The organism is Priestia sp. AB, from assembly GCF_028369225.1.
Classification (GTDB): Bacteria; Bacillota; Bacilli; order Bacillales; family Bacillaceae_H; genus Priestia; species Priestia megaterium.
Map to the genome: position 1 here is coordinate 1 of NZ_JAQMYN010000025.1, position 18,368 is coordinate 18,368.

Consider the following 18,368-nt stretch of genomic DNA (forward strand, 5'->3'; position numbering starts at 1 on the left):
AGAGAAATTTCTCATAAAAACTTATCAGAACTTATTGTTGTCGAATCTATGCATGAAAGAAAAGCTATGATGGCAGAACTAGTGGATGGATTTATTGCATTACCAGGTGGACCAGGTACATTAGAGGAATTCTTTGAAATTTTCACATGGGCTCAGTTAGGCTTACATCAGAAACCATGTGGACTTTTAAACATTAATAACTATTACACACCACTTGTATCATTATTTAATCATATGACAGAAGAACAGTTTTTACAGGAAAAGTATCGTTTGATGGCTCTTGTAGATACAGAACCACAGGGGTTACTTGATCAATTTAATGCATACCAACCACCTTCAGTGAAAACATATATTACAAAGGCTCAAAGTTAATATAATCAAAATTATAGGAACTAAAAAGCCTAGAAACATAATGTTTCTAGGCTTTTTAAATATTATCTATAACGTCTGGCAGAAAAGAATTGAACAATTGGAAAGATAACCAATGCCAGACATAACGCTGCAAACAAAGAAATATTTCCAAAATCATTTTTTCTTACGAAAATAATACGATCTAAAATCCAAAGAATAAAAAGACCTATAGTTAAGATATGATAGCTTCTTTTAGCACTCATCGTAGCAATTTTCTTACCCATCTCATCTTTTTGAATTTCTCGATCAAATCCCCACGTAGCAAGTTGACATAAAGTAGTGATAACCAAAACTATTGCTATAACTCCCGTTACACCTAATCTAACTCCATCTTTAAAATCCGTTATATAAATCGTATATAATGCAAAAGCGCAGCTTAGTAAAATAATGGCAGCCCATACATAATTGTTTTTTACATTTCTCATTATAAATTCCCCCTGTTTTTGTATAAAAATAATTCGTCTACACTAACATTCAAATTTCCTGCTAACTGAAATGCTAGCTCTAAGCTTGGATCGTACTTGTTATTCTCAATCGCATTAATCGTTTGTCTTGATACATTGCAAGCATTAGCTAGCGCTTCTTGAGATAACTTTTTAGATTTCCTTAGTTCTTTGATTCGATTATCCATACTTATCAACCCACCCCTAAAATGTAAAAAACATTTTACATTTATAGTATATGGTAATATTTTCATTATGTCAAACATCTTTTACAAAATATCTACTTTTTTATGTATATCGCATACAACTTTAGTTAACCTAATGTGCTTTAGAGACAGTGAGAAAGAATTTATATTTTTGATTAAAAATGTAAAAAAGGTTAGATACCTCGCTAAGAGTCTAACCCTTTTTATTATCATAAATTGTATAATAATATTTATCTTTTGTATAAGTTTACTTTACCTTTGTATAAGTTTGTTGTATTATTTGTTTGTAGTCAAAAAAAGGAAGGTGATTACATTGAAAGAAAAAAATGGTGACTACGTTGAAAATAAAGTGTATGAGCACCGAGTTTTAAAAAGAATGTCTCAAAAAGAATTGGCTGACGCTGTAGGAGTATCCAAACAAACCATATATGTAATGGAGAAGAATAATTATTCTCCTTCTCTTGTTTTAGCTTTTCGAATAGCTGATTTTTTTGACGTGGATGTTAACGATATTTTTAGTTATGTGAGAGGAAGTGATTGAAATGATAACTGACAAAATAGAAAATGCCGTCTTTTATCCTTTGAAAACCTGGACAGAACAATCGAATAGTAACTGGAATATGCTTATTGGTATTGGATTTTTATCGCTTATAATCGCAATGGTTTTGGTATACGTATTTCAGAAGAAAATGGGTATGGGCGTGTCTGACGAAAGAACAAGCCAAATAAATTTAAAAAGTGCCCTTGTTATGTTGTGTGGAATCATTTTGTGTGACCTAATTTTTCCGAAAGAGTATATGTGGCAAATCTTCTTCTTATTTAAATATTCTCTTGCATTCATTGCTTCAGGTATATATCTTGCTGTTCGATATAAAAAGGATTTCTTAAACTAAAAAATTGTGTATACCATATTCAGAAGTAGTTAACATACTGTGAATTCTAAGTAGCAGAAGAAACCTATAGAATTTTCTATAGGTTTCTTTAACGGTCTTGACTAATAAGGTTAGCTTAAAAGAAATTATTTATCATTATGTTGGTTGGGATTATACATTCCATTTTGAACCATATAATATTCTATTACTTGGTCTAACCATTTTTCTTCTTCCTCTGTATAAGGTGATGCCATCATACTTTGAAAGTCTTCTATTTCCTCGTTCTCTAATTTTCCAAAAGCATGCATAGCTTCCTCACCAACGTATTTAAGAGATGCTTGCAAATGTTTATTTGCCAGCTCTTGTACTTCTGGATCATGAACTGGTTTTCCAACTAACCTTTTTACTTCTCTCGATAAATCAATCAATTCCCTATCTAAAGACAAATTCTCCTCGTCAGATTTATTGTAAACCTTATCTGCAATCTCTTTAGAAGTGAAATGCTCAAGCCATGTACGTTGATCTTCTTCATTCTGAATGTTATTAATCAAACTAATTAATATTTCACTTGGAACATCCTCTTGATCACCTAATAAAGAAATCGTCTGATTAATTGCCTTCAGAACTTTGTCTAAATGCTCCTTTTTCTTCTCAAATGCTTTTTTCTGTTGAATTAAAGTGTTCTCTAAGTTTAAGTTCAGATTTGTATTTGTTATCATTACTCCTATTTCTTCTAGGTTATAACCTAAGAATTTTAATGCTATGATTTTTTGAAGTTTTACTATATGTTCCTTTTCATATAGTCGATGACCCGAATTAAGGTCTTTTTGAGCTTTGAGTAGCCCTATTTCGTCGTAATAATGCAGTGTTCTTATTGAAACACCCGTTTTCTTAGAAAATTTACCAATTGAGAAACTTAAATCATTACCCAACTTATATAACCCCCTTATAATCTAGTAGTAATCTAATTAATTTCATCATAATACCTGACGTAACTGGAGGTTCAAGCGTTAACTTTAAAAATCTAAGTTTTGTATGTGATAATAAACTTAGTTAACATAAAACAAATCACCGGAACAAATTGAATTATTAGTTTAAAAGTATCCAAATATTCCATTTTAGTGTAAAATTACACTAAAATGGAGTATTTATTTTGATTATGAAGAGGAGTCAATGTAATGAAAAAGATAGTAATTATAATCTTATTTTTAGCACTTGGAATAGCTGGTTTTTCTGGTTATATAAATTACAAAAAACATTCTGCTAAAGCAGCAGTAGAAAATTATCTGGTAAACGATAAGCATATAAGTAAAGATAATATTGAAAAAATAAGTCCCTTTATGGGGAATCTGCAGGGTGATAAAAATTGGTTAGTTTATGTGAAAATTAAAGGGGACAAAAAGAAATATTACTATTACAAAAACGCTAAAAACAATAAGGTTATTCTGGAATCCTATATTTTGAATGGAAAAGAATACGGCAAATGAGAAAGATTCTGTACTAAATACACATATCTTTATTTCAATAAGTTGTAACCTTATAGCAATACAGTTCCCATAATGATGTTATTGGAAATAATTCCCTTTAAGTAATTGTTTCCTTTTCATTCATGCATTATAGTAACAGTACTTGCTTGACTATAGACAAGAAGGGCGTGCTCAATCATTGACATTTAAAGATTTTTTTCCTTATCATATATTAACAGTCATTTGTTCTAGTGTTTCTTATGCTATATTCATGGTAATCATCGAACCGAGTTATAGAGCTATTATTGCATGTTTCATTATTCCATTTGTTACACTCATTCCTTACTCTATTGCTGCAGTACCCTTGCAGTTTCTTCTAAATAAATGCCCAAAAAGGTTTAATATCTTTTATTTACTAATATATTGTGTCGTGGCAATCGTTTTTCTTTATGTTTCTTATAAACTTGAGGGAGGGTGGTCTACACCAATATTTAATCCTAGGAGGATGATTGTATGGGCAATCGGCGCAGGGATTATATACTGGTTGTGGGATTCTGTCATTATGCAAAAATATGAATATCCTTATTATTAAAAATTAAAGTTGACTCATTAATTAACTAATTTACATAACAGGTATTTCCGGAACCAATTAAAAAAATGAGCTCTTGATACACAAGAGCTCGTTCGCTTTCCAAACCTTTCACCACACAGTTAATCTTGTTCTTGTATCATTTTTCTCAGTAACATATTGAACATCTTTAAATTCATAAGCTTGCGCATTCCTATAAAGTAGTTCGATCTTTTCTTTATCCTTGCAATAAATAGTAGTGTAACAACTATCTACTACTAACAGAACAAGTTCGCAATCACTTTCGATAAACTCTTTATAGGTCGCAATCTCTGAAATATTTTCTTTCGGATATGCCTTTAAGTCAGCAAAAATAATATAATAGACATTGTTTTCTAACAGGTTTTTAAGTTCAGTGCCTGGCATTACTTTTTTCTCTTCAGGGAATAGTTCTTCGTCTAATTTATCATTCACCTCTAGATATGATTCTTCATTACTAACTCGCCAAATAAAATCTGTTATATCTATTGGCTGTAGTACATCTCCTAGAAAGGTTCCGCACTTATTGGGTATTTCAAAACTTATTCCTCTCTTCATAAAAACCTCTCCTAATCTTCAACCAAAGTACCCTTTTATCGAAAATTACTCGTTTTCAATGCCATTACCTGTGACAACAAAGTGGGGGCTGTTTTCTCTTCGATTAAAAAATCTCCAGAACTCACTGTATTCATCATCTTCTGAAGTATCCGGGAATACCTCCAATAAATAACCTTGAGATAAAAAGATTTTTAGTCCTCCTACCTCGTCTGGTTTAACCCTTTCTACAGCTACATGTTCTTTTGTATTTTCTATAAAGGATTCAATCCGTTCATCAAATCTATTATTTCCTTGCACATCCCAGTCAAAATCATCGTTTTCCTGATTCCATCCTGTTCTTGGAGAATAGAAATCTCGTGAGCCTACTAATATTTTATTGTCCTTGATAATACGCCAAGAACATTGAATATCTAAAGCGTATTCAGCTAATTCTTCAGTTTTTCCTCTTCTGGTTACTGAAATCAATTCTCCAAACCCAAGCCAAAACAGATTCGACGCTCTTCCAGCGTATTATAAATTTAAGCCTATTAATTTACCTATTTGGGATCTAATTGCTTCTCTCATATTTTTCTCCTTTTAAACCATAAAGGCTGCCACAGCAACCCTCTCTCATCAACTTAAGCACACGTTAGTTGATGAAACCATTAATATGTTTAATCCTTTTCACCAATAAACCACAATTCGCTTTCGTACACGTCTCCCTCATCAAAATTTTTCACAAGATAACCCCATATGGCCATATCGTCAGGCAGGATCAACTGCCATTCTCTTGATAAATCACGTTCTTTTGGGAGGGGAATCCATTGTTGTTCTTCATTATCTCGATCAAAGAAACCTTCATAATGACTTTCGCTTGAAAACACAATGATTTGAGAAGACCATATGTCGGGTATATCTATTGCAGACATTACACGGATTGTCTCTGTAGATGATTGTTTTAGATCTATAAGATATTTGGTTCTATCTACTAAGGTCTGAAGGCAAAGCCTTTTAATGGCATGTGGCGTCTTATTGGAATTAATAAATCCTTGAGAACAAGGTAAATGTAAATGCCAATATCCGTGCCAGAATTCACTAGGAAATTCGGTTGTTCCTTCTGTTAAACGTTGTATCAAGTTCTTTGTTTTTCTTTTTAAGCCTCTTGTCTTTTTTTCTCTATTCAAAAAAATTCCCCCGGAATCTAAATTCCACATTTACTCTTGAGTAATTATATTACAGACGTCTTATTATGATTTTTACAAAAATAGAATCTCTTCTTGGCTATCTATTAGTATAGGACATCGAATATGAATTAGCATATGTTTAGCTCGTCAATTATTTATAGACGGGCTAGTGAAATAGGCGAAGTTATTATTGTTATAATTTTAAGTCACTGTGAGCGAGTGGCTTTTTTACGTCTAAATTACTAAATACGTTTCATAAGAGAAGTAATTTTATTTTTCATGGATTTTACATTTATACTTAAATATGTTCTAATTGGTATAGTTTTAGAAATTAATATTAATCTCCTATTTTTATTACAAAAAAGTAACATTTTTAACATATTTGTAATAAAAGGGTTGAAAAGTTTAGAATTGTATTTTAGTATATAGGATGCGTGATTCTATTGGAAATTAAATGGAATTGCAAGATTAATAATAGCGCGCATTATTAATACTATTTTAAACTAAGGGAGTACTTTTATGTTGAAAAACAAGTTTTCTAGTATACTTATAGCTATGCTTGTAGCAGGATCTGTGATTCCTAGTGTAGCAAAAGCGGAGTCAACAGATAGTGAACAAGCTGAAACAACTGAAGTAATTGAAGAAGATGCAGGAACAGATCAACTCATTGAACCAGTCTCTTTAAATGAACAACAAAAAGAAGAGATGAAGGAATTAGGTTTTACAGACGATGATATAGATAGCATGTCGATTGAAGAATACAACAAATACAAAAATTTAGATGGTAAACTCACGTCTTCTGAAGAGAATTATTATGAGGTTACAGCAGACAAAGATGGTAATGTAACAGATATTGAGGAAATAACTGAGAGTGAAGCAGTAAACCAAGCTCAACAACAAGAAAAACCTGTATTTTCTACAATGGCTGCTAAAAGTCAGAGTTCAACTAAAACTACAGGCTTACTTAAGATGACTTTAACTTCTTCAAAGTTATCAAATGGAAATACGTTACTTAAAAACTCATTTACTTGGATAAAGAGTCCTGAGTTTGCCCTTACAGATGTAGTTGGAATTACACATTCTGCTAGTGCAGTTAAAGTTCCAGGCACGGACGGGTTTTCATACAAGTATACAGATGGTGTAGGAACTCATTCTCTTAAAGCTAGTTCTACAACTAATAGCGCAACAGGTATTGCTAAAAAATTCAACCTGAAAAAAGGTGGATCAAATAAACCACCATACAACCATCACGGCTATATCTCTATACAAGTGAAAAAAGGTAACAAAAATGATGTAAGAGCTAATGCGTATGGACATTATACACACGTAACAGTTGGGCTTACTGGTTCAATTACGATAAAAACTGGTAGCATTAGTGTGGGAGGAAATCTTTCTAAAAAAGAGATGACACCCCCAATGATTTTATTTTACTATTAATTAGTTAGTCAATGAGCTATGACTATTGTTATAGCTCATTAGAATTTTATTGTTATATAGGAGTGATTTAATGAAGAACCTATTGTACATTCTAGCAAGTGTAATAGTTTGTGTAGTAATATTCGTAGTAATGGAAGCCTTATTTAATGGAGATTGGACTCCATATATTGCTTTAACTATATTTGCTGGGGCAATAATTGGATTGCTTTTACGCATTCAAAACATGCTTACTCAGAAAGAAAAAAACAATTAAAGTCGTTGTTTCTTACAATGAGTTTACTCATCCAACATTTTAATACTTAACGTTAAGTCGCTCTAAAAATTAGAGTGGCTTTTTATTTTGGCAAAATACAAGAAGGTGGGGGATGGATATTGGATAAAGTTTTATTTCAGCAATTATTACACCTTCTTATACATTGTGTCATATACTTAGGATACGTTTCTTGATGCGTATTTTCTAGTTATCTTTCTTTAACTAAACCCGTTAGTTTAATAAGTTCAATTTTTATGTAAATATTTTTTAGGATGCAAGCGTTCTATATTTACTTTTTTAATTTTCACCAAAATTCATTGCAAAAAATAACATACCTAACATGATAAGCAGTGGAATTACAACAAAAGAGGCCAAACTAAAATATTTCATTAGACCCTTTTCATTTTTTCCAAAAGCTATTACTCCACATGTAAAGCCAGCAAGATAAATAACTACTCCTACATAAAGAATATTTGAGTTATATGTGGATGTGAAATATTGCCCTAATCCAATAAAGATTCCAAGTATTGATAAACATAATGAGTATAGACTAAAACGTTTTTTCAATTTGTTCCTCCGAGAATTAAATATATGGTCAAGGATAAGATTTATTTATCTGTCAATTAACATAAAATATCTTTACTTCGTTCTTGGTACCAGTTCATATTCAGCCTCTACTTGTTTCAATTCATTGTCTTTCTCTTCAGTCCATTCTAACTTTATTTTTACCTTGTCGTTTTCTTTAGAATAAACAGACTCTTTAGATTCATAATTTCCAGGGATAACTATAGGTTCTTTTAAATAACCTTTGTATCCATACTTAGAATTATCTGAGTATGGTTTTATTGTTACATCAATGCTCTTGTTTTTTAAGTACGTGGCTTTCACATCGTATACCTATTTATTGTGATCTTTCTTAGGTACGATATTTATTTTCCAATCTTCTGTATTGAAAGAAGAAATCTTTTTGACAGAAATATCTTTAATATTCTCTTGCTTTTGTTGACATGATAATAGAAGAAATACAGTACATAAGAACAGCAAGATGATAGATTTATATTTCATAAATACTCCTTTTTTTTGGAATTTATAGGGCACATAATTAAAAAGACCTTATTAGTACCAATAAGATCTTTTACCTTTATTGCTTATTACGCTCTGCAAAATATAGATAAACAATACCAATGATTAAAGATATGATACTTAAAATATTTAACGTTGTGCCTATTTCATGCAATTGATCTTTAAAAGTTCCTGAACTCCAAGATGCTTCACTAGAAGAATAAATTGCTGCACTAATAAACTTTGTACATATAAATAAGGCTGCCAAGAAGATGAATAAGCAGCCTGCGGCCCTTTTATTCAAATAAACACTCCTAATAAGTTACTTTATTATTATATTTTACCACAATTGAGTTTGTTAAAATTAACATAAAATCGTTCTCGTTAACTATTTTTTTAAAAAATACCTTTAATTATAATTAATGGTAAAATAATGAATATCGAAGGAGGGTTACAATGTATTCACCGCAAGAAGCCTTATTGGCTAGTTCTTTTTATTTTGTATTCATTATTTTATCTTTTATAATTAGTTTCTTTATCGGGAAGATACTTATTATGAAGTCCAACAGATCAGTAGGAGAAATTCAAGCAATTTCTCTCTTTGTCCATCTTATTTTATTTGGAACAAATTTTAGATATTGGTGGTGGGGGCACTCTATGTCAATTCTCAACATCTTTGAATTTTTAGCCACTACATTTATAAGTGTACTTATTTTTATAGCCAGCGAGTTTATTCTTTATTTCTTGTTGAAAAAACGATATAAATTGAACATAAATAGACATGCCTAAATTTAAAAAGTAGCCAATTTACCGTATGTATTCTATAAGAGTGTAATTAACTTAATAAGTTATCAAACTCAATTTATAATTTCCTTTAAAGTTATAGCATTTTTTTACAAATAAAAGCAAGCTTCTTCAAAGAAAGCTTGCTTTACTTATATTTATTCTCTTCTAAAATCATACTTGTCTTTCTCAACATCCAATGTATGACCGTTTATAGTTACTGTATGGTTATTTTTCCAAGATACTGTGTCTTTTTCTGCGTCATATGCCCAGTAAATATTTTTCGATTCCTTATTCTTATTGTTAATGACTTCTCCTCTAAGAGTATAACTAGTAGTAGCACCACCATTAGCTCTGTAAAGTTTTATTGTATATGTATTATTTGGTGAGTTCTCTTTTTTTATTAATTCACCTTCTGGAAGATGATTCATAGAAAAGGAGAAGTAGTAAATTAAATAAGCAACAATCAATACAACAATAAGTATTAATCCTAAGCAACCAAATATAAATTTCTTTTTTGGTGATTTTCTTTCTGTCATCTTAATGCCTCATTCCTAAACCAATATCTTTTGTTATGTATATCAGGTAAAACTATACCAAAAAGATACTTATTAAGCTATATATATTCATATAAAACCCTTTTAAGGTAAATAAAGGGATTTAAAATACTTATAAAAAGCAGCCTAATACATTGTACTAGGCTTTTTCTTTACCTTTAGTAAATACCTTTTAACCTTACTTACTTAACATAAAACGTATTATCAGAAGCAAAACACATGAATAGAATTTAATGATCCTATATATCATTTTATAAGGAACTGCCAAAGGTGATAGGGGGTCAAAAATAATGAGTGAGTTACTAGATAGACTATTTATATGGCTGTATCTCTTGTTTGTAAGCGTATTTTTAGTTCTTATTTCTATCCTCATACCAGTTACTATTGATGAACGTGAAGAGCTAAGCGTAGCAATCTTTGGTTATCCTTTTCCATTTGCTCAACAAGATTTAATGATTACTTACGAAGATTATGCAGTGGATTATCCCCATAAGTTCACCTCAGCATTATTTTAACAAAAAACACCAAATATCTATAGAGTAATAAGTTGTTTCTATTTGAGATAACTTTACATATTCTGATGTTGAATGTCCTTTAATATATGGATTAAATCATTCAAATTGCCAGAAGGCATTAGTTTAATATCTATATTTTTATGATGTTTATAACATACGAAGTTTCTATTTATTGGATTAACCATATCGTAGAAAGCGAATTACACTTTGATCTTTTACCATTTGTACCAAATTATATAATAAGTAATAAAGGAGAGAGTAGAGAACTTTATACTAAGAAATTAACAAAAAAATAAGTATTTTGACACGTGGTGGTATAATTAATATAAAAACTAAATAATAGCCTCAACAGGCTTTTCGGAGGAAATCATGAAAGATGAAATAGGATTTTTAGGAGATAAAATCTTAGAATATAGATTTGAAATCGCGAATGAAGTACATGAAAATAGAATAATTGATATTACAGAAGAAGAAAAAAGACAATTGGCTCCTTTTGAAGGGGAACTTATTAATATTCGAGCTCACTTTATAAGTCTATTTGGTGAAGTTCTTAGGGATCATCTAGATGAAGAAACAGCACTCCAAAAATTTACACAATGGGGAAAAGAAACAGGGGGAATGTTTTGCAATTTGAAGGTACCATTGGATGAAGCGTTAAAAGATACAAAGTATTATCGAACTTTCTTATGGAAGAAATTGAAGGAAGTAATAAAGGAAAATAATCTATCAATAGATACAGTATTTGAAGTCGGTGGAATAATTGATCCTCTTCTAGATCATGCTGCTTATTCCTTTAGTTTAAGTTATGTGCATCTCTATCAATTAACCCTTGAATGTGCACAAAGTGCATTTCTTGAATTATCGGTCCCAGTTGTACCTTTAGCCAAAGGGATGGCTATTTTGCCTCTCATTGGAAATATAGATACGGAAAGAGCCAATTATCTAATGGAGGAAGCGTTGAAATCAGCGAACAGACTGCAGCTTCAACGTTTAATAGTGGATTTATCGGGTGTTTATATTATAGATACCATGGTAGCAGATCAAATTTTCAAAGTGGTAGACTCGTTAAAGCTGCTTGGTGTAGAAACAATTCTAACAGGAATTCGTCCGGAAGTTGCACAGACCATTGTAAGTATAGGTATTGATTTTAGTAGTTTGACTATAAAGTCCAGTTTACAAAAGGCGATAGAAGATTTACTTATTCATGTTTAAAACAATAAATAGGGAAAGCAAGAGATAAAATGACTAACTAAACGTATTCATGAATAAGAAGATGAGGAAGTGACAATTATTGAAAGGGATTATAGGCGTTGCTAAGTACTTAGATGATCACGCAGAAATGTTAGCAAATGAAATTGTGCAAGAAATTTCTCAGAGCCCCAATTTTGAGGCTTTACAGGAGGAACTTGAACAAGCAATTATCGTCTATACTGAATTTATTAGGTTTTTAGGAAAAAGTCTCTTTAGTAGTGAAAACAACGTACCTGAAGGGCTTGTTGAATGGAGTAAGACCAATGGTGAGCATATAGCATCTCAAGGAGAGAGAATTTCTATCATTATTACACGCTATCCTCCTACGCGCCTAGTCTTTATCGATTGCCTTACTAAAATAAGTATAGAGCATGGACTTTCTTCAGAAGAAGTTGTATTTATTAATAAACGATTTAACTATTTGCTTGATATAAGTATCAAAGAAACGGTTATCGTGTTTGAACAAGTGAAAGATGAAATAATTAAAAAGGCTCAACAAGAGGTGTTGAAGCTATCGGTTCCTGTCGTACCCATTCAAGATGGAATCGCCGTTCTCCCACTAATTGGATCTATTGATTCAGAAAGAGCTGAATATATCTTGGAGAATGTGATCTCGAAAATTCTTGAAATGAAGATAAAATATCTAATTGTTGATTTCTCAGGTATCTTAACTATAGACGCTATAGCTGAACGTTACCTCTTTGATATTTACAGTGTTCTTCGCTTACAAGGTATTGAGGTGATGATGACTGGTATACGGCCTGAACTTGCCCAAACTATTGTTAGAAATGGAATCGATTTCTCATCTATTAAAACCTATGCAACGGTTAAACAAGCGATAGAAACTCAAAAAAGCTAGGGATTAAAATTCCTAGCTTTTTCAAGTTAGGTTGATTTAATATATCCGATACAACCTTAGTTACCATAATGTACTTTACCGGTAGCGAAAAGCACATTATAATCTTGTAGATACCTTACTATTTTCATCTCCATGCTGAGCTATGCTAAGTAGCCTAAATCCTTTAAGGCAAACGATTACTCCAGTTCCCCATAATATTAGAGCTGAGCCAAAACCTAGAGATACCCACCATGCCATAATTTGATGATCGCTTATTATTATTTTCACAGGAAAAGTTAACATGATAATAGTTGCAAGTAAGCAAAGAAGTGTCCCCGTAATATAATAAATTGGAACTTGAAACAGGGATGCTAGAGGGAAAAAATGAGCACCGACAATAAGGGCCATAACAGGAACAAACAAATTTAAGTGATTAGTAGATACACAAATAAAATCAGCAATAGCAATCAAGAGACCTTCTAAACTGAAAATAATACCGAACCATCTATTCTTTTTTCTCCAACGATTCTCATCCTTTTTAAGTACTTCATTAGTTAATTGACGAGAATTCTTTATTAATACAATTGCACTGATAAATAATACGACTCCAATCAATAAAGATAGGGTGATAAGTACAGGAAATTCCCACCCTTGCATTCCTCTAATTCCAATTCCTGCCCAAAGAGTACCGAAAAATGCCATGAAGATAACTCCAGAAGCTGTACCACGCACAGCAGCTCTGGGAATAGTAGTTTGGGACATACATTATAACCTCCTTTTTTATATCAATCTAAGTTGTCCTCTGTTTATAATTTATAAACCAATTGTATAACTTATTCTATTGAAACTATCTATGATGAATAAAAATTGGTTTATTGAGCAACCTACTCAAGACGCCGTGAGGCATCAGTCCTTTCGTTTAATAAATGTAGTAGAAAAAACTCCTAAACAACCTGCAGGAGTTTTTTCTGTTTTTAAGCTGTATATGATATACAAAGGTAGTTAACATAATCCATATTCTAAGAACCAAAAAACCTTCTAGATCTCTTTCTAGAAGGTTTTATCATTAATTCTTTTTTAGCTTCTTCATAAAATTAAAAATAAAAACTCCAACCCCAAATAAAACTACCAAATTAAAAAATTGCCAAACAATATCTCCCCAATTGATGCTTGTTATATTCATAATAGACCTCCTATATCCTTATATTTATATCTCTTAGTTTTTAACAGGAAGTAGGCCTGTCTCTGTTGCAATAATCAAAACGAAACCAACAACTTGATATTTAATAGCAACAGATAAATTAGGTACTAGAGTAAAATAATCTACTTTATTGGTTAATGTCAAAAATCCCGTTAAAAATAGCAATGCACCTAAAACATATGTAACCTTACCTAAAAGATTATATTTTTTCATACTATCGCCTCCTATAATATATACGAATATGTTCCACAAAAGTTACATTTTTACATAATTTAAGCAGATATACTTCAGGTAATCTGTTGCATATGATATACAAATTCAGTTAACATAATACAGCTTACAGGAACTTACTTCACCCCTAGGTGTTAAAATATGGTTATATCTTAATAACATAGTGAAGGGGAAAACAAATATGGCTTTATCCCGTAATCTTAAATTAGTTTTACTAAGTTTATTAATCATAGTAGGTTTTAGTAGCTATTTTTTATATACCAGTAACAATTATAAGATGCTATCTAAAAGAGAAATTAATGATTTCATAGAGCATAAAAGAAAATCTAACCTATCTATTCTTAAAAAGGAGAATGTTAAAGCTAAGCCAGATCCCCATGCTCTTATTTTATATAAAGATACTACTAAATTAGGCACTTACATCCTTACAAAGAGCAGACGAGGAATTGAAGAGTACAAGGGAGTGGAAGTACCAATAGATAAAACCTTGCCAATACAGGTTACAGGATCCTTATCAGGGGTTCCATATCTCGGTATATATATTACAAATAATAAATTAATTCAAGAAGGAAAATATATAGAAATGGAATTTGAAGATGGAACGAAAGTAAGAAAAAAAATATCTTTAAATCAAAAAGGATATATTCTTTCAGAAAAAACTACTCCTAAAGTACCCAGAGAGTCTGTCCAGGTCTCAGTCATAAAAGATAATCAAATTTTATATACAAATGAGTATTAAATAACTGTTAATCTGTACATTACATACAATTTTAGTTCACATAACAGGTATTTTCGGAACACATCAAAAAAGAAATCTTGGGGGAATTAGGATTCCGGTTCAGATTTCTTTTTGTCGTATGCAGCCTCCTAAAACCATATAGATGCTTCAGGCTAATTAATTATTGTTGTAAGTTGTTTTTTACATGTAGTAATAAATTTATACATTCCCAAATCACTAATTCCACACCTAATATTAGTATAAATAAACAAATTGAAGGGAAAAGTTTCTGTATCAATTTCACATCACTTTGCTCCTTTAACTAAGTAAGTTCCGTATCACTTAGACCATTTGTAAAACAAGTCTTTTTATGATTATTATGAAGTGAAAAAACGATATCATAACTTGTTTTTATTGCTTTTCACCTTATAGAAGACGAAGCATAGAAGAATGGCGACTAGTAGTAGCACAATAGACAAGTGTTGACGGAGCCAAAGTAATACTAAGTTAATCCCAATTTTTTGATTAAACTTATAGATTGTAAAAGTCCAAGCACCCGAGTATAGGGAAGACGCTAGAAAGTTGGCTAGGAGGTATTTTTTTACCGGAAACTTTAAAATTCCGGCTATATAATGGATGGGGTGTCGAACTCCAGGTACAAAAAAAGCTAATATAACCGCCCATCCTCCAAAACCATTAAGGAGCTTTTCAGCTTTTCGTAACCATTTTTTCGCCATCCATTTCTCGATGAAAGGAACCTGCCTAAAGAATCTTCCTACTAAAAAGAACCATAGAAAGGCGATAAAGAGTGTAATCCAAGACGATAGCCACACCATGTAAGGGTTAATATCCTTAGAAGCCCAAATACTAACTTGAGTTAGCATGAGAACATCATCAGAAATGGGTGTAAACATAATTTCTACGGCTAGTCTAATTAGTTCATAAATCTTCATAAATAATCTCTTTCTCTTCTTTATCATGAGGAAAAGGCAACGCAACATACATCGTTATCTTTTCTTTCTCACTTTCTGCCCATATTTCGCCTTGATGAAGCTCGACAATTCGTTTGGCAATAGAAAGACCAATGCCCGATCCTGCCACTTTGCTAGAACGAGCTTTATCCATTCGATAAAACTTATCAAACAGATGGCTTAATTCCTCTGAAGCAATTTGATCAGTTGTATTAGAAATACATGTAATAACTTGTTTTTCGTTAGTATAGAGGGCTATTTCAATATCTCCACTTTCATGACTGTATTTCTCAGCATTCGAGAGTAGATTATCGAAAACGCGAATCATTTTCTCAATATCTAGAGAGATAAAAACTGCCTCATCAGGAATCTTTACTTTTACGGAAAGCCCACGATTTTCAAACATGGGAGTATACTCTCCTACAAGCTGATATAGGACTCCACCTAAATCGACTTCTTGAAACTGCATGTCTACGTCAGGTAAAGACAACTTTGTATATTCGAATAGTTCATCCAATAAATTTTTCAATTTGAATGAAATACCGTAGGTAGTTTGAATGTATGTTTCCAGCTCCTCACTATTTTTATACTGTTTATCTTTCACGAGTGTCAGATATCCAATAATAGAGGTTAGTGGAGTTCGTAAATCATGCGAGAGATTCGTAATTAACTCATTTTTTGCTTGTTCAACTTTACGTTCTTTTTCAAACCTTTTCCTCATTTGTTGGGTCATCCAATTGATGTTTTTAGCTAAGAATGACAGTTCATTTTTACCTTTCACGGGAATGGAATACGTCCAATCTTTGTTCACAATTCTGTTGATTCCCTCTTCAATCTGCTTAATATACCGTGTAATAGGCCTTGTCCATAATAGAAACAAGACAAAAAAGATGAGTACACTACCTCCAAGCCCCATATAGACTTGATAAATATATCTATTCGGACTAAAAATAGGATCAAAAGAAGGTCCCTCAATAACGAGGTATCCGATATCATCTTGAAGGGAAAGGAGCGATATAAAAGAAGAATAATGTGCATTAAATGATTCATTACCCGTGGGTTCATCTGCAAGCTTTTGTTTAAGTAAATACTGTATATTGGTACTTTTTATTTTTTTGTTATTTGAATGAAAAAGAACGTCTCCTTTAGCATTTGCTACTAAGAACCCTAAATTAGGATGAGCATCCGTTATAGGATTTAGCGTTGAAGCAATGTGATCTATATCATCTAAGCTCATGTGCTTCTCTTCCAAGGAATGAGTGAGTTGGGCAAGGAGCTTTCTAATGGTCTCTTCCTCTTTTTGTTGCTCTATTTGTTGGTTACGGATAGCTCCAAATTGGGGATTGATAATGATAAAAAGAAAAAAGCTAAAAATAGATATGACCAAGGAGAGAATAAAAATAAGGAATAACTTTGTGTTCAAATTAACTGATGGGCGTCCAATCTTATCTGCATTATTTTTCGTTTTCATGCTTTATAGCCTACGCCCCATACTGTCTGAATATAGATTGGTTTTTTAGGATTCTCTTCTATCTTGTCCCTGATTTTTGTCATATGGACCATAATCGTATTATCCGCCTTATAAAAGGGTTCTTTCCATACAGTTTCATAAATCTGTTGAATACTGAATACTTGTCCTTGATGCCGAAGTAATAAAGAGAGAATTTGAAATTCTTTAGGAGTTAGACGTACCTCTCGATCTCTTACAAACACTTCATTTGTTCTTCCATCCACTTTTAAGTCTCCCTTTTCTAAGAAGTGGGAAGAAACCTCTCTTTCAGGGGCCATATAGTATCGACGAAGTTGAGATTTTACACGCGCCATCAGTTCTAATGGGTTAAAGGGCTTTGTAACATAGTCTTCTGCTCCACTGGCCAGACCGTGAATTTTATCCATGTCTTCTGATTTAGCTGATAAAAAGATAATGGGCATGGTATATTCTTCTCTGATTTTTAAGCAAGCATCTATCCCATTCATCCCTGGCATCATTACATCTAGAATAATCAGGTCAATTTTCTGTTTTTTTAACATATCGATAGCTGTTGCAGCATCCGGTACATCTACTACTTGATATCCTTCATTTTTTAAATAAATGGACATAAGATTTCTGATTTCGGCTTCATCATCGACAATAAGGATGGTTCTTTCTGACATGTTTCTTCACTCTTTCTATTCTTAAATTCAATATAAACTTGAGAAAAGGAGTAGGATTAGTTATTACATACGAATACATAAGCTGGTGGAACATTTCTATACACTTTTTCATATTGAATCGTAGTAAAAAATGATTCGAAGAAAGAGCGTTTTACTTTTGAATACTGGAATGTAATGAACTTGCCTTCTGGTCCCAACAAAGATCCTGTCTCATGTAAGATCTGTGTAGAAACAGTTCCTGGTAAGCTGGTAAAAGGCAATCCAGATACGATATAGTCTACTTTTTCAATGCCATATTGTTTTAAATAGTCACTGATATTCTCAGCAGAATCATGAATAATGTATACATTCTCAACATGTCCATATTTTTTCTTTAACATGTTATAGAATGTTTCATTCGCTTCTATCGCTAAGAAAATAGTGTCTTTCCGTTTATTTTGAACAATTTCTTCTGTAAATACGCCTGTTCCTGGACCATATTCAATGATACACGTTATTTCCTCAAATGGTATAGGCTTCACCATTTTCTTAGCTAATGATTTAGAGCTCGGCATGATAGCTCCAACTGCACGCGGGTGTCTCATATATTCTTGAATGAATTGCATAGCACTCATTTATTTTTCCTCGTTTCTCTAGATGATAGGTTATAAACAGTAGTTTAATGCTAAAAT

Annotated in this window: 29 protein-coding genes; 13 read left to right on the forward strand and 16 right to left on the reverse strand. The window is 31.9% G+C overall.

What is annotated here, in order from left to right; all coding sequences use genetic code 11:
• Positions 1-372, forward strand: a 372-nt coding sequence (locus POF52_RS29200) for a TIGR00730 family Rossman fold protein (RefSeq protein ID WP_271997431.1), incomplete at its 5' end; no start/stop codon positions are given.
• 62 nt (positions 373-434) lie between these two features.
• Here POF52_RS29200 and POF52_RS29205 read toward each other — a convergent pair.
• The gene (locus POF52_RS29205) at positions 435-836 is read right to left on the reverse strand and encodes a hypothetical protein (RefSeq protein ID WP_271997434.1); all 402 of its coding nucleotides are present in this window, start codon (positions 834-836) and stop codon (positions 435-437) included.
• Positions 836-1,042, reverse strand: a complete 207-nt coding sequence (locus tag POF52_RS29210; protein ID WP_061860303.1) for a helix-turn-helix transcriptional regulator — start codon at positions 1,040-1,042, stop codon at positions 836-838. Before POF52_RS29210 ends, POF52_RS29205 begins: the two co-directional genes overlap by 1 nt.
• Positions 1,043-1,373: 331 nt before the next feature.
• Between POF52_RS29210 and POF52_RS29215 the strand changes: the two genes are divergently transcribed.
• Positions 1,374-1,601: a helix-turn-helix transcriptional regulator gene (locus POF52_RS29215; RefSeq protein ID WP_061860304.1), complete on the forward strand. Its 228-nt coding sequence runs from the start codon at positions 1,374-1,376 to the stop codon at positions 1,599-1,601.
• 1 nt (position 1,602) lies between these two features.
• Positions 1,603-1,953, forward strand: a complete 351-nt coding sequence (locus POF52_RS29220) for a DUF2178 domain-containing protein (RefSeq protein WP_171776371.1) — start codon at positions 1,603-1,605, stop codon at positions 1,951-1,953.
• 125 nt (positions 1,954-2,078) lie between these two features.
• On the opposite strand, the gene POF52_RS29225 is transcribed toward POF52_RS29220, so the two are convergent.
• Positions 2,079-2,864 carry a MerR family transcriptional regulator gene (locus tag POF52_RS29225; RefSeq protein ID WP_271997441.1) on the reverse strand — a complete coding sequence of 262 codons (786 nt, stop codon included), beginning with the start codon at positions 2,862-2,864 and terminating at the stop codon, positions 2,079-2,081.
• A gap of 246 nt (positions 2,865-3,110) precedes the next feature.
• On the opposite strand from POF52_RS29225, the gene POF52_RS29230 reads away from it, so the two are divergent.
• Positions 3,111-3,419: a DUF3139 domain-containing protein gene (locus tag POF52_RS29230; protein ID WP_098278145.1), complete on the forward strand. Its 309-nt coding sequence runs from the start codon at positions 3,111-3,113 to the stop codon at positions 3,417-3,419.
• 178 nt (positions 3,420-3,597) lie between these two features.
• On the forward strand, positions 3,598-3,990 hold the full coding sequence (locus POF52_RS29235) for a UPF0715 family protein (RefSeq protein WP_098278146.1): 393 nt from the start codon (positions 3,598-3,600) through the stop codon (positions 3,988-3,990).
• A gap of 108 nt (positions 3,991-4,098) precedes the next feature.
• Here the strand turns inward: POF52_RS29235 and POF52_RS29240 are convergent, their stop codons facing one another.
• From POF52_RS29240 to POF52_RS29250, 3 genes are all read right to left on the reverse strand, one after another.
• A complete protein-coding gene (locus tag POF52_RS29240; protein WP_098433693.1) occupies positions 4,099-4,563 on the reverse strand; it encodes a DUF2691 family protein in 465 nt (154 codons plus the stop codon).
• 45 nt (positions 4,564-4,608) lie between these two features.
• The gene (locus tag POF52_RS29245; RefSeq protein ID WP_271997450.1) at positions 4,609-5,028 is read right to left on the reverse strand and encodes a hypothetical protein; all 420 of its coding nucleotides are present in this window, start codon (positions 5,026-5,028) and stop codon (positions 4,609-4,611) included.
• Positions 5,029-5,216: 188 nt separating this feature from the next.
• A complete protein-coding gene (locus tag POF52_RS29250; protein ID WP_271997453.1) occupies positions 5,217-5,726 on the reverse strand; it encodes a DUF3916 domain-containing protein in 510 nt (169 codons plus the stop codon).
• Positions 5,727-6,245: 519 nt separating this feature from the next.
• Between POF52_RS29250 and POF52_RS29255 the strand changes: the two genes are divergently transcribed.
• Positions 6,246-7,163, forward strand: coding sequence for a hypothetical protein (locus tag POF52_RS29255; RefSeq protein ID WP_098433690.1), 918 nt, complete (start codon positions 6,246-6,248; stop codon positions 7,161-7,163).
• 70 nt (positions 7,164-7,233) lie between these two features.
• On the forward strand, positions 7,234-7,416 hold the full coding sequence (locus POF52_RS29260; protein WP_271997484.1) for a hypothetical protein: 183 nt from the start codon (positions 7,234-7,236) through the stop codon (positions 7,414-7,416).
• A gap of 297 nt (positions 7,417-7,713) precedes the next feature.
• Here the strand turns inward: POF52_RS29260 and POF52_RS29265 are convergent, their stop codons facing one another.
• From POF52_RS29265 to POF52_RS29275, 3 genes are all read right to left on the reverse strand, one after another.
• Positions 7,714-7,983, reverse strand: coding sequence for a hypothetical protein (locus POF52_RS29265; protein WP_098433688.1), 270 nt, complete (start codon positions 7,981-7,983; stop codon positions 7,714-7,716).
• Between the two features lie 72 nt (positions 7,984-8,055).
• A complete protein-coding gene (locus tag POF52_RS29270) occupies positions 8,056-8,304 on the reverse strand; it encodes a hypothetical protein (protein ID WP_098433687.1) in 249 nt (82 codons plus the stop codon).
• A 253-nt stretch (positions 8,305-8,557) separates the two neighbouring features.
• A complete protein-coding gene (locus POF52_RS29275) occupies positions 8,558-8,782 on the reverse strand; it encodes a hypothetical protein (RefSeq protein WP_025601625.1) in 225 nt (74 codons plus the stop codon).
• Between the two features lie 152 nt (positions 8,783-8,934).
• Between POF52_RS29275 and POF52_RS29280 the strand changes: the two genes are divergently transcribed.
• Positions 8,935-9,267, forward strand: a complete 333-nt coding sequence (locus POF52_RS29280; RefSeq protein WP_271997490.1) for a hypothetical protein — start codon at positions 8,935-8,937, stop codon at positions 9,265-9,267.
• A 152-nt stretch (positions 9,268-9,419) separates the two neighbouring features.
• Here the strand turns inward: POF52_RS29280 and POF52_RS29285 are convergent, their stop codons facing one another.
• The gene (locus tag POF52_RS29285; RefSeq protein WP_098433685.1) at positions 9,420-9,800 is read right to left on the reverse strand and encodes a DUF5412 family protein; all 381 of its coding nucleotides are present in this window, start codon (positions 9,798-9,800) and stop codon (positions 9,420-9,422) included.
• Between the two features lie 308 nt (positions 9,801-10,108).
• Between POF52_RS29285 and POF52_RS29290 the strand changes: the two genes are divergently transcribed.
• The 3 genes from POF52_RS29290 (at position 10,109) to POF52_RS29300 (ending at position 12,443) form a co-directional block, all read left to right on the forward strand.
• A complete protein-coding gene (locus tag POF52_RS29290; protein WP_271997494.1) occupies positions 10,109-10,333 on the forward strand; it encodes a hypothetical protein in 225 nt (74 codons plus the stop codon).
• Positions 10,334-10,702: 369 nt separating this feature from the next.
• Entirely contained in the window at positions 10,703-11,545 is an 843-nt protein-coding gene (locus POF52_RS29295) for an STAS domain-containing protein (RefSeq protein ID WP_271997497.1), read from the forward strand.
• 79 nt (positions 11,546-11,624) lie between these two features.
• Positions 11,625-12,443 (forward strand): STAS domain-containing protein, encoded by an 819-nt coding sequence (locus POF52_RS29300; protein WP_271997500.1) that lies wholly within the window; start codon positions 11,625-11,627, stop codon positions 12,441-12,443.
• 96 nt (positions 12,444-12,539) lie between these two features.
• Here the strand turns inward: POF52_RS29300 and POF52_RS29305 are convergent, their stop codons facing one another.
• Both POF52_RS29305 and POF52_RS29310 read right to left on the reverse strand, forming a co-directional pair.
• Positions 12,540-13,184, reverse strand: coding sequence for a DUF7010 family protein (locus tag POF52_RS29305; RefSeq protein ID WP_271997502.1), 645 nt, complete (start codon positions 13,182-13,184; stop codon positions 12,540-12,542).
• Positions 13,185-13,638: 454 nt separating this feature from the next.
• On the reverse strand, positions 13,639-13,836 hold the full coding sequence (locus POF52_RS29310; RefSeq protein ID WP_271997505.1) for a hypothetical protein: 198 nt from the start codon (positions 13,834-13,836) through the stop codon (positions 13,639-13,641).
• Between the two features lie 199 nt (positions 13,837-14,035).
• On the opposite strand from POF52_RS29310, the gene POF52_RS29315 reads away from it, so the two are divergent.
• Complete coding sequence (locus tag POF52_RS29315) at positions 14,036-14,593, forward strand: hypothetical protein (protein WP_271997507.1); 558 nt, start codon at positions 14,036-14,038, stop codon at positions 14,591-14,593.
• A 377-nt stretch (positions 14,594-14,970) separates the two neighbouring features.
• Here the strand turns inward: POF52_RS29315 and POF52_RS29320 are convergent, their stop codons facing one another.
• Complete coding sequence (locus POF52_RS29320) at positions 14,971-15,525, reverse strand: DedA family protein (protein WP_271997509.1); 555 nt, start codon at positions 15,523-15,525, stop codon at positions 14,971-14,973.
• On the reverse strand, positions 15,512-16,780 hold the full coding sequence (locus POF52_RS29325) for a sensor histidine kinase (protein ID WP_271997511.1): 1,269 nt from the start codon (positions 16,778-16,780) through the stop codon (positions 15,512-15,514). Before POF52_RS29325 ends, POF52_RS29320 begins: the two co-directional genes overlap by 14 nt.
• Positions 16,781-16,807: 27 nt before the next feature.
• Here POF52_RS29325 and POF52_RS29330 point away from each other — a divergent pair, with 27 nt between their 5' ends.
• On the forward strand, positions 16,808-16,954 hold the full coding sequence (locus POF52_RS29330) for a hypothetical protein (protein ID WP_271997512.1): 147 nt from the start codon (positions 16,808-16,810) through the stop codon (positions 16,952-16,954).
• Between the two features lie 56 nt (positions 16,955-17,010).
• On the opposite strand, the gene POF52_RS29335 is transcribed toward POF52_RS29330, so the two are convergent.
• Complete coding sequence (locus POF52_RS29335; RefSeq protein ID WP_271997514.1) at positions 17,011-17,697, reverse strand: response regulator transcription factor; 687 nt, start codon at positions 17,695-17,697, stop codon at positions 17,011-17,013.
• Positions 17,698-17,753: 56 nt separating this feature from the next.
• Positions 17,754-18,311, reverse strand: coding sequence for a class I SAM-dependent methyltransferase (locus tag POF52_RS29340; RefSeq protein WP_271997517.1), 558 nt, complete (start codon positions 18,309-18,311; stop codon positions 17,754-17,756).
• Between the last annotated feature and the right edge of the window lie 57 nt (positions 18,312-18,368).